Annotated in this window: 9 protein-coding genes; 6 read left to right on the top strand and 3 right to left on the bottom strand. The window is 35.3% G+C overall.

Annotated elements, in window-relative coordinates:
* Positions 1–27 precede the first annotated feature (27 nt).
* Positions 28–1,038: a UDP-N-acetylmuramate dehydrogenase gene (murB, locus tag GYW75_RS11545; RefSeq protein WP_174799443.1), complete on the bottom strand. Its 1,011-nt coding sequence runs from the start codon at positions 1,036–1,038 to the stop codon at positions 28–30.
* 766 nt (positions 1,039–1,804) lie between these two features.
* Here murB and GYW75_RS11540 point away from each other — a divergent pair.
* Both GYW75_RS11540 and ruvC read left to right on the top strand, forming a co-directional pair.
* A complete protein-coding gene (locus tag GYW75_RS11540) occupies positions 1,805–2,548 on the top strand; it encodes a YebC/PmpR family DNA-binding transcriptional regulator (protein ID WP_065560314.1) in 744 nt (247 codons plus the stop codon).
* Positions 2,548–3,036, top strand: coding sequence for a crossover junction endodeoxyribonuclease RuvC (gene ruvC, locus GYW75_RS11535; RefSeq protein WP_034914152.1), 489 nt, complete (start codon positions 2,548–2,550; stop codon positions 3,034–3,036). The genes GYW75_RS11540 and ruvC overlap by 1 nt, the downstream gene beginning before the upstream one ends.
* 164 nt (positions 3,037–3,200) lie before the next feature.
* On the opposite strand, the gene GYW75_RS11530 is transcribed toward ruvC, so the two are convergent.
* Positions 3,201–6,395 carry an efflux RND transporter permease subunit gene (locus GYW75_RS11530; protein ID WP_174799442.1) on the bottom strand — a complete coding sequence of 1,065 codons (3,195 nt, stop codon included), beginning with the start codon at positions 6,393–6,395 and terminating at the stop codon, positions 3,201–3,203.
* 18 nt (positions 6,396–6,413) lie between these two features.
* A complete protein-coding gene (locus GYW75_RS11525) occupies positions 6,414–7,622 on the bottom strand; it encodes an efflux RND transporter periplasmic adaptor subunit (protein ID WP_065589297.1) in 1,209 nt (402 codons plus the stop codon).
* Between the two features lie 409 nt (positions 7,623–8,031).
* Between GYW75_RS11525 and zipA the strand changes: the two genes are divergently transcribed.
* From zipA to GYW75_RS11505, 4 genes are all read left to right on the top strand, one after another.
* The gene (gene zipA / locus GYW75_RS11520; protein ID WP_174799441.1) at positions 8,032–8,946 is read left to right on the top strand and encodes a cell division protein ZipA; all 915 of its coding nucleotides are present in this window, start codon (positions 8,032–8,034) and stop codon (positions 8,944–8,946) included.
* 119 nt (positions 8,947–9,065) lie between these two features.
* Positions 9,066–11,144 carry an NAD-dependent DNA ligase LigA gene (ligA, locus tag GYW75_RS11515; RefSeq protein ID WP_174799440.1) on the top strand — a complete coding sequence of 693 codons (2,079 nt, stop codon included), beginning with the start codon at positions 9,066–9,068 and terminating at the stop codon, positions 11,142–11,144.
* A 70-nt stretch (positions 11,145–11,214) separates the two neighbouring features.
* On the top strand, positions 11,215–11,733 hold the full coding sequence (luxS, locus tag GYW75_RS11510) for an S-ribosylhomocysteine lyase (RefSeq protein ID WP_174799439.1): 519 nt from the start codon (positions 11,215–11,217) through the stop codon (positions 11,731–11,733).
* Between the two features lie 9 nt (positions 11,734–11,742).
* Complete coding sequence (locus GYW75_RS11505) at positions 11,743–11,931, top strand: 2-hydroxymuconate tautomerase (protein ID WP_085165713.1); 189 nt, start codon at positions 11,743–11,745, stop codon at positions 11,929–11,931.
* Positions 11,932–11,949 lie beyond the last annotated feature (18 nt).

Below are 11,949 nucleotides of genomic sequence, written 5' to 3'. Positions count from 1 at the left end.
TTGCGGGCAATTATAATTTGGTGCTAATTATAAATAATTGTCTGCATCAATTTCGCCCGAGTTGCCGATAAATCGGATTTCGGGTGATAAATTCACCGAGAATTTTTGTAATACACATTTTTTTATATGTCGAGCTAATTCAACCACATCTTGTGCTGTTGCTTGGTCTTTATTAACTAAAACCAATGCTTGTTGTTGATGCACAGCCGCTCCGCCTATTTGGTAGCCTTTAAGACCACACTGATCAATAAGCCAACCTGCGGCTAATTTTGTTTGATGATTAGCTTGTGGATATATTGGCATGTTTGGATAAATTTCAAGTAGCTTGTCCGCCACAATTTTATCGATCACAGGGTTTTTAAAAAAACTTCCACCATTGCCTAAAACCTTTGGATCTGGCAATTTACTACAACGAATTTCGCACACTTTATCAAATATCATTTTTGCAGTAACAATTTTGGGATCAAAGTTTCGCAATTCCCCATAAGTTAAAACTGGCTGCCATTGTTTTGGTAATTTTATACCAACATTGATAACAGCATAACCTTGCAAATACGCTTTTTTGAAGATACTTTCACGATATCCATATTGGCCATCAGTTACAGTGATGATTTTGCCTGTAGCTAGTTCAAGTAGCTCCACATAATCAGCAACTTTTTGAAACTCAACACCATAAGCACCAATGTTTTGAATCGGTGCCGAACCTACACATCCAGGAATTAATGCTAGATTTTCAAGTCCTGGTATGTTCTGCTTGATTGTTGTTGATACTAGATCATGCCAAGTTTCACCAGCACCAACTTTTAAATGCCATGCTTGTTCTGTTTCGCTAATGGTAATACCTTTGATACGATTAACAATAATAATACCATCAAAATCACAGGTAAAAAGTGTGTTACTGCCTTCGCCAATAATCATAATTGGTAAATTTTGGGAGTTATCTTGCCAAACCTGTTGTAATTGTTCGGGACTGGTTACAGTAACAACGTTTTGCGCAAAAACAGTTAAACCAAATGTATTAGGAATTTTTTGTTTCATTGATAACTACCTTTAATTTTTTGTGAAAATAGATGCCCGAAAATCAATCAATTTCTTAGGTTATTTTTATAGTTTGGGATCTATCGTATTTAATGTTTATATTACCACATTGGTTAGGAGCTGTTGATCTTTTGTATTAATCATAAGCATCCTTTACATTCTTAGTCACATCATGCAATGTACTAATGCAATCATACTGATATAATTTCTTGCCAACTTATTGTAACGTGTTACTACATTCAATAATGTTTCATTTTTCAGTGATTATCTGTTAACAATCTCCAGAGCATAACAAATTGTTATTATTAGCATTTTGCAAAATTATATTATAACACCATCTTTAATAGCGTCTTTCTATTTCCTTTTATTGAAAGAGCAACTGCTTTTAGCTGTATTTGATATTTTAATTAATTGTTAGGCGTGACGAAGTCCTTAAAATGCAAGTGTTCAGTATACCTAATATGTAGAAAGATGCCTTATCCGTTTTTAAATGTTTGCTGAATCGGTGACAATTATTTTTTCTTGATGATATAGGAGCCATATCGGATATTTGTGATACAAGGTTAGTGCTTTTTTATGTATATTCATTATAGTAGCTTCTCTAACAACTGTGAACAACACGATTCCTACATATAAGTAAAAATTAAATCATTCCTAATAAAGAATAATTTACAGAACATAAAAACTTATCGGTATATTAGTAATGAATTTTAAGTAAATGTTTGCTAAAATATAGCGATTTTTTAATTATTATCTGGAGAATTTTATGGCAGGTCATAGTAAATGGGCCAATACGAAACACCGTAAAGCTGCACAAGATGCAAAACGGGGTAAAATCTTTACCAAAATTATTCGTGAATTAGTAACTGCGGCAAAATTAGGTGGTGGCGATCCAGCGTCAAACCCTCGATTACGAGCTGCAATGGATAAAGCGTTATCTAATAATATGACCCGTGATACCATGAACCGAGCTGTTGCGCGGGGTGTTGGTGGGGAAGATGATAGCAACATGGAAACGATCATCTATGAAGGTTATGGTCCTGCTGGCACAGCTGTAATGGTTGAATGCCTGAGTGATAATCGTAATCGAACTGTGTCCGAAGTACGCCATGCATTTACTAAAACAGGTGGTAACTTAGGTACTGATGGTTCAGTTTCATATTTGTTCACTAAAAAAGGCGTTATTTCATACCCAACTGGTACTGATGAAGACCAAGTTATGGATGCTGCGCTTGAAGCAGGGGCAGACGACGTTGTGACTTATGATGACGGCGCAATTGATGTATTTACTACACCAGAATCATTTGGTGAAGTAAAAGATGCGCTTGATGCTGCTGGGCTAGTTGCCGAAGCCGCTGAAGTATCAATGATTCCAGCAACAAAAGTCGATCTTGATATTGAATCTGCACCAAAATTATTACGTTTAATTGATATGCTTGAAGATTGTGATGATGTTCAAGAAGTTTATCATAATGGTGAAGTTTCTGACGAGGTTGCTGCAACACTCTAATGGCCATTATTCTTGGCATCGATCCTGGATCTCGTTTGACGGGTTACGGTGTAATCCATCAAACGGGACGACAACTTACCTACCTTGGTAGCGGATGTATTCGTACTGCTGTTGATGATTTACCTACTCGTCTAAAACGAGTATACGCCGGTGTTAGTGAAATTATTTTACAATTCCAACCTGATATGTTTGCTATTGAACAAGTTTTTATGGCTCATAATGCCGATTCCGCATTAAAGTTAGGTCAAGCAAGGGGAGCTGCAATTGTTGCTGCTGTAAATAATAATTTACCTGTTTTTGAATACGCAGCTCGTTTAGTTAAGCAGAGTGTAGTAGGAACAGGCGCAGCCGATAAAAAGCAAGTGCAACATATGGTCAAATTATTATTAAAGTTACCAGCTAGCCCTCAAGCTGATGCCGCTGATGCCTTAGCTATAGCAATCACCCACGCCCATACAAGTCAGCAGTTACTAAAGCATCGCAAGTAAATATAACAAAATTCAATTTACGTATACGCAACTATATAAATAAAAAATGCGCCAAAAAAACGGCGCATTTCGTTATTTTAATAGCTCGCTTAAGTTATATATGACCTATAGAACTATACATCAAGGCCATATATGTACCAAAACTAGCTATTTAGTTATTGCTTTTAAGAACGGTTAACAGGTAACACTGCTTTATTTTTATGTTTTGTAAATAGTTTTGTTACAAATAAAAAGAACAAGGGAACATAAAATATTGCTAAAAATGTTGCTGTCAACATACCACCAATTACACCAGTACCTACCGCATTTTGGCTAGCGGAACCAGCACCACTATTTAATGCTAGTGGTAATACCCCTAAAATAAAGGCAAACGAAGTCATTAAAATCGGGCGTAGGCGCAGACGACAAGCTTCAAGTGTAGCATCAATCAATGATTTACCCTCTTTTTCCAAGGCATCTTTGGCAAATTCTACAATCAATATAGCATTTTTAGCAGATAACCCCATTGTCGTTAATAGTCCTACAATAAAGTAAATATCGTTATCAAGCCCTCTAAACATAGTTGCAAATACTGTACCTAAAATTCCAAGAGGAATAACGAATAAAATCGAAATCGGTACCGTCCAACTTTCATACAATGCAGCTAATGATAAAAATACAACAATAATCGAAATAATGTAAAGAGTTGTTGTTTGTGAACCTGTTTGACGTTCTTGATAAGAAATATCAGTCCAGTCAAAAGTAAATCCTTTAGGCAAATTTTTCGATAATTCTTCCATTACAGCCATTGCTTGCCCAGAACTCAGGCCTGGAGCAGCTGAACCACTTATCTCCATTGCTGCCACACCATCATAACGAACTAGTGAAGGAGATCCATAAGTTTTTGTCGTAGTAGCAAACGCATCATATGGAACCATTTCACCATTTTTATTTTTAACATGCCAGTAACTAAAATCATCTGGCAACATGCGATAAGGTGCATCTGATTGTAGGTATACTTTTTTAACTCGGTTATTATAAACAAAATCGTCAATATAAGCAGAACCTAAAGCTGTGGACAATACAGTATTTACTGAATTTACCGAAACGCCTAATGCTTGTGCTGCTTCAAAATCAACATTAATTTTGTACTGCGGAACATCTAGCATACTTCCCGGTCTAACTTGTTGCAGTTTAGGATGATGAGAAGCTTGACCCAACATTTGGAAAAATGCACCTACCAAAGCATCATGCCCATAACTAGCCGTATCTTTCAGTACATAAGAAAAACCATTAGCCATACCTAATGCTGGAACAGCTGGTAAGTTGGTAACAATTACCCTTCCCTCGGTTATAGTAGAAGCAAATCCCCAACCGCTAGCGACTAAAGCATTAACTTTTTGATCTGCGCGTTTACGTTGTTCCCAATTTTTTAATCGAACAAAGCCTAACCCCATATTTTGCCCACGACCAACCATACTAAATCCAGCTACAGTAAATATTTCCTCAACTGAATCAGCTTTTTGCTCAGTATAAAATTTTGCCGTTTTATTTAAAACTGACATAGTTTGCTCTAAAGTTGATCCTGGCGGTAGCTCAACCATAACTAAAAGCACACCCTGATCTTCATTAGGTAAAAAACCAGTAGGTAACCGATTAAAGCCAAAGATTAATCCAACTAGAATTAAAGCATAACAAACAAAAGCTATTAATGGATAACGAACAACTTTTATTACACCTTTTTCATAATGGCGTAAACTTTTTTCATAGAACTCGTTAAACCATTTAAAGAATTTTTTTGTGCCAACAGAACACCAACTAAATGGTGGTATAGATTCTAACTTGTCACCTAACGAGTTTCTTTTTAATTTACTTTTAGATGGTGCTTTTAAAATTTGAACACAGAGCGCTGGAGTTAATACAATTGCCATCAACACTGATAATGCCATCGCTGTTACAATGGTAATTGAAAATTGGCGGTAAATTCCACCCGCTGCACCTCCATAAAATGCCATAGGAACGAATACTGCAGATAACACAACTGCAATACCAACCAACGCTGAAGTAATTTGTTCCATCGATTTAACGGTTGCATCATAAGGCGATAAACCTTCATCATGCATAATACGTTCAACGTTCTCAATAACAACTATTGCATCATCTACCAACAAGCCTATGGCAAGCACCATTGCAAACATAGATAATGTATTAATCGTAAACCCACAGATATACAAAACAGCAAAAGTTCCTAGCAATACCACAGGTACGGTAATCGTCGGTATAAGTGTCGAACGGAGATTTTGTAAAAAGACATACATTACAATAACAACTAAAATAATAGCTTCAATCAATGTATGTACTACGTTATTAATTGATAATTTTACAAATGGTGTTGTGTCATACGGATAAGCATAGTGAATATCTTCAGGAAAGATTTTTGATAATTCGGCTAATTTTTTATCTACCTGATCAGAAGTTTCTAATTGGTTAGCTCCTGTTGCCAAATAAATACCAAGACCTGCAGATGCTTTACCATCATAATAAGAAATAAAGTTATAATCAGACGCACCAATTTCAACCGTTGCTATATCTTTTAATAAAAGATTAGAACCATCTGTATTTACACGCACTAAAATATTTTGGAATTGTTCGGGTGTTTTTAAACGTGATTGAGCTGTAATTGTCGCATTGAGTTCTTGTCCATCTGTTGATGGTAAGGCACCTAATTGCCCTGCTGTTACTTGCGCATTTTGTGCTTGAATAGCCGCAATGATTTCTTCAATTGATAAATTAAAATAGGTCAATTTATTTGGATCAAGCCAAATACGCATTGCATATTCAGAGCCAAACAATTGAGTATCACCTACACCCTGTACACGTCTAATCTGATCTTGCACAGTTGAATAAACAAAATCAGCAATATCTGCTTGTGTTTTTTTAGGATTTGTTGAATAAAAACCCACAACCTTTAAAAAATTGGTGTTATTTTTTGCAACAGAAACACCATTTTTTTGCACACTTTCTGGTAGCCTTGATTTAATACTCTCTACTTTATTTAACACTTGTACTTGAGCAAAATCGGGATTAGTTCCAGGAGCAAAGGTTAACGTCGTTTGAACAACACCTTGTGCACTACTGGTTGATTTCATATAAATTAGATTATCCAATCCAGTTAAATTCTGTTCAATCAACTGAGTAACAGTATTTTCGATGGTCTGTGCATCGGCACCTGGGTAAACAGCACTAACAGTTACAGCAGGAGGGGCAATGTCAGGATACTGCTCAACAGCTAGTAGCTTGATACATAAAGCACCTCCTAGCATCATCATGATAGCAATTACCCATGCAAAAACAGGTCTATCAATAAAAAACTTAGCCATAATTCACCTACTCCTGTTTTATTTCACACTGTTTTTTATGATACTGTCTAATTGTTCTTGTGAAAGTGTATTAGGATCTCCGACTTTTTCTACTTTCATAGGTGGAGCATCTTTTTGAGGTTTTTCAACAGAAGTTAAATTAAGTAATCCAGTAATAATAACCTCTTCACCAATGTTAATTCCCTTTGTTACAACCCAATAACCACCAACTCCTGTGTATACTTGAATATCTTGTCGATACTCTACTGTATTATCAGGTTTCAAAATTTTTGCAGTATATTGCCCTAACTTATTGCTGGTAATTCCTTGCTGTGGAACAAGCACTGCATTTTTGATATAGCCTAATGTCAACTGAGGCTTAACAAACATGCCGGGTAAAATTTTCCCTTCACTATTTGTAAATTGTGACCGCAAAGTTACTGTACCCGTTGTTTCATTTACAGTCATATCAGAAAATTTTACACTACCTGGATAAGCGTATTTAGAACCATCATTAAAGTATAATTCGACATTATTACCTTTTACTGGTTCATAAATTACGTTTTCATCCTGAATATATTTATTATAACGGGTAGCCGCTTCTGTCATATCGACATAAATTGGGTCTAGTTGTTGAACTAGTGCAAGTGGTGTCGATTGACCTGCCGACACTAATGCCCCTTCAGTCACACTTGATTTACCTATATACCCATCAATTGGTGAATACACTTTTGTATATTCTAAATTGACTTTAGCTGTATGCTCAGCTGCTTGTGCAACTAATACTGCAGCTTCAGCCTGTTTAGCATCTGCAGCTGCTTTATCGTAATCTTGTTGGCTGATTGATTTAGTATTTAATAATCCAGCGTAACGCTTAAGAGTAAGTTGAGCAATATTTGCATTCGCTTTAGCGCTAGCAACACTTGCTACCGCACTATCATAATTAGCTTGATAAATAGCTGGATCTATTTGATAAAGAGATTGTCCGGCCTTAACATTCGAACTTTCATCAAACTCGCGTTTTAAGACGATACCACCTACTTGAGGCCTAATTTCAGCAATTTGAGATGCAACAACCCTACCTGGTAAACCAATTTTTAATGTGTAATTCAATGGTTCCACTTTAAATACAGTTACCTTCGGTAATTTATTATTACCATTTTTTGAATTGCCATTATCACAACTTGTTAATAAAAGTAGGCTAGCACACGCCACAGGCAAGGCTAATAATAGCTTGTTAAATCTCATATAAATATGACCTCAGTAAACTTAATAATTATTTTAATTTTTAATAATTGATCTTAGTTAAAAGTAATCGGCGATTTTACAAAAAATATGCATAGATTGTAAGTATCTTTACAAGTTAATAGCACAGAGTTCTAAAAAATAGCTAGTTAGATTATGATACTAAAAAAAGTATTGCTAATTAGGATTATTGCTAGAAATAAAGTAATATAGAGTAATTGATTTTTTGTGCTATAAAGTATCTTAAATAAAATGTTATACTACAAATATCAAATATGGTTGCTTTAATGAATATTAATTCATATTGCTAATAAAGAATAAAAAATTTACATTACTGTACTCCGCAATCACTTTTTCAAAAGATGATTGAATAATTTGAGTCTATATTTAATTTAATACAGAGATGGTTATTATGGATAATTTACGTATTGTTCTAGTTGTTGTTGCATCCTTGGTCATTATTGCATTGCTCATCCATGGGTTTTGGATCAATAAAAAAGAACGTTCTTCGCTTTTTAGTTCAAATAAAAAAGGAAAATTTGAAAAAAATACTCAACAATATCAAAACTATTCTATGAATGACATAGAAGAAGATGATGATGTTATCTTACTCAAACCTAAAACAACAAAAAGCAGTGAAACCGTTGAAAACGATGTAATTATTAATGAACTCACAAAAGAGCAAGAAAAAATACCTCAACAAGAAGATTTATTTGTTGATAATGACGACAAACAAGAGATTAATGCTGAAACAACAAAAGAACCAGCTATCAATGTTGAACTTGATCTTTTTGAAGATGAACAACACCCTGATTTAATTCTTACAACGAAAGAAAAACCATCAGATACTAATAATGAAATTAACCATAACGAAGAACCCAAAAAAATAAATATTGACACTGAACAATCCACAACCGAAATTATTGTATTAAATATCACAGGCATTAACGGGAAATTATTACAAGGTGATGTGTTACTCGCTAGCATTATGCAATCTGGTTTTCAGTTCGGTGATATGAGAATTTTTCACCGCCATGTAGATCCTGCGGGTAATGGAGCAATATTATTTAGTTTAGCCAATATGGTGACACCTGGATATTTGGATCCCGATACAATGTATGAATTTACTACACCTGGTGTGTCTATTTTTATGGTTGCGCCTACAGAGGGTAACAATCAACAAAACTTCAAATTAATGTTGCAAACAGCACAACGCATAGCTGACGATGTCAACGGTGTAGTATTAGATGATGAACATCATATGCTAACCCCTCAAAAAATAGACAGTTATAAAGAACGTATTAAAAAGGTCAGTAACGAAATTTAACCGTAGTCTTTTCAGCAAATCTTTTAAAAAATTCCACCAACTTGAATTGGTGGATAAAAATGAATATAACCTATTTATAATATTTTCCCAAACCTTCGTTTTAATAAGAGCATATAATCATGTCGCTACATAATGAAACAAAAAATTCAGTAAATACACCTGAATTGAATAAAGACATAGCGAAGCAATTGACTTCACTACGCAACCTAATTAGACATCATGAATACTGTTATTATGTCCTTGATACACCAGAAATTCCCGATGTTGAATATGATAAATTAATAAAGCAACTACAAACATTAGAACAGCAAAACCCAGATCTTATTACTTCCGACTCACCAACCCAACGAGTTGGTGGTTCCCCATTAGCCCAATTTGCATCCATTAAACATGAAATACCTATGCTATCACTAGATAATGTCTTTGATGATGCTAGCTTTATTGCATTTAACAAACGAGTTAAAGATCGTCTTCATTTAAACGATGCTGAACAGGTTGAATATTGTTGTGAGCTCAAACTTGACGGACTTGCTGTCAGTCTTCTTTATGAAAATGGTCGTTTTTTACAAGCAGCAACACGAGGAGATGGTACAACAGGAGAAGACATAACAGCCAATGTAAAGACTATCAAAACAATTCCACTAGTTCTAAGAGGCGATAACATCCCTTCTAGATTAGAAGTTCGAGGAGAAGTCTTTATGACACATAAAGGCTTCGAAAAACTCAACGCAGATGCAGAAAAGCATAACGAAAGAGTATTTGCCAATCCACGTAATGCAGCCGCTGGTTCATTAAGACAATTAGATCCTAAAATTACAGCAAAAAGACCATTAGCATTTTTTTGTTATGGTGTTGGTATTGTCGAAGGTACCACATTACCTGACACTCATTACGATCGTTTAATGCAATTTAAAGCTTGGGGGTTACCAGTTAGTAATAAAGTACAAAAACGCCAAGGGGTGCAAGCCGCTCTAGATTATTTTAAACTAATTGGTGAACAGCGTATGTCATTAGATTTTGATATCGATGGTGTAGTAATTAAAGTTAATAGTATTGAACTACAAAATCAGCTTGGATTTGTTGCTCGAGCACCAAGATGGGCCACAGCATTTAAATATCCGGCTCAAGAAGAAATTACAAAATTAAATAAAGTAGACTTTCAAGTTGGGCGAACAGGTGCAATTACTCCTGTAGCAAGGCTTGAACCTGTATCAGTTGCTGGCGTTATTGTGAGCAATGCGACATTACATAATAGCGATGAAATAATCCGATTAGGTATCCGTGAGGGTGACTATGTAACAATACGCCGAGCTGGTGACGTTATTCCTAAAATAGTAGCCGTCATAGTAGATAGAAGACCCGCCGACACAAAAGAAATCATCTTCCCGACACACTGCCCTATTTGTGGCTCGCAAATAGTTCGAGACGAAGGTGCAGCGATATCACGCTGTGCTGGAGGTTTGATTTGCCCTGCACAACGAAAAGAAGCCTTAAAGCATTTTGTTTCACGGCGAGCAATGAATGTTGATGGTATGGGCGAAAAAATTATTGAACAACTGGTTGATAAAGAATATGTCAAAACACCTGCAGATTTATATAAACTAAATCTACCAACACTATGTAGTTTAGATAAAATTGGGGAAAAATCTGCCAATAACTTATTAAATGCACTAGAATTATCTAAAAATACTACATTAAGCCGCTTTATATTTGCGCTTGGAATCCCGAATGTTGGTGAAGTTACTGCCGAAAATCTTGTTAACCAACTTGGTAGTTTATCAGCAATTGAGAATGCCTCACTAGAAAAACTACAATCAGTAAACGAAATTGGTGCCGTCATTGCAGAAAGCATTATTGACTTTTTTCAAGAACCACATAATCGCAATGTAATTGAACAACTAACCAGTAATGAAGTAGGCATTCACTGGCAAGATGTCATTCCACAGGTACAAGAGATCGCCATTAACTCACCTTTTTCAGGAAAAACTGTAGTATTAACTGGTACATTGTCGGTTTTAACACGAGATGAAGCCAAAGATAAATTAAAGCAACTAGGAGCCAAAGTAACAGGCAGTGTTTCGAAAAATACTGATCTAGTCATTGCAGGAGAAGCAGCAGGCTCTAAACTTAATAAGGCTCAAGAACTAGGAATAAAAGTTATTGATGAGCAAGAATTAATAAATTTACTTGATCAGTAAATATCAAATCTACTGGTACTTATTAGTAAATTGATTAGAATAACAATTATCAAATAACAAGGAGGACATTATGCCTTTACTAGACAGTTTTAAAGTTGATCACACAAAAATGAAAGCACCCTTTGTGCGAATTGCAAAAACAATGGTGACCCCAAAAGGTGACAGCATTACTGTGTTTGATCTACGCTTTACCATTCCAAATAAAAACAACCTTCCAGAAAAAGGAATTCATACATTAGAACATTTATTTGCTGGTTTTATGCGCGATCATCTTAACAGTGATAAAGTTGAAATAATCGATATTTCACCAATGGGATGTCGTACAGGCTTTTATATGAGCTTAATTGGTAATCCTAATGAGGCATTAGTTGTCGATGCATGGCTAAAATCAATGCATAACGTATTAAATGTTAAATCACAAAATCAGATTCCTGAATTGAATGAGTATCAATGTGGTACCTATAAAATGCACTCATTAGATGAAGCTAAGGGCATTGCTGAACAAATTATAAAATCTGGCATTAGCATATGCCATAATGATGAAATCGCATTAACTGATGAGCAACTTGCCCAAATTAATAATCACTAGGAGGTATCTATGCCTAATGTCGTTATAGACTTTTTAGAAGGTCGCACTGTAGAGCAAAAAAGAGAAATGGCAAAACGGGTAACTAATGCCATCGTTGAAACCCTTAACTGTAAACCAGAAGCAGTACAAATCATAATGCACGAATTATCTAAAGATCAGATTGCTAATGGTGGTGTGCTACGCAGCGATAAAAATTGATTTTAAAGGTGCCAAATA

Origin of the sequence: Gilliamella sp. ESL0232, assembly GCF_013346885.1 — a bacterium.
GTDB classification, from domain to species: Bacteria; Pseudomonadota; Gammaproteobacteria; order Enterobacterales; family Orbaceae; genus Gilliamella; species Gilliamella bombi.
Note: the sequence above shows the minus strand (reverse complement) of the source record. Positions and strands in the feature narration are given on the sequence as shown.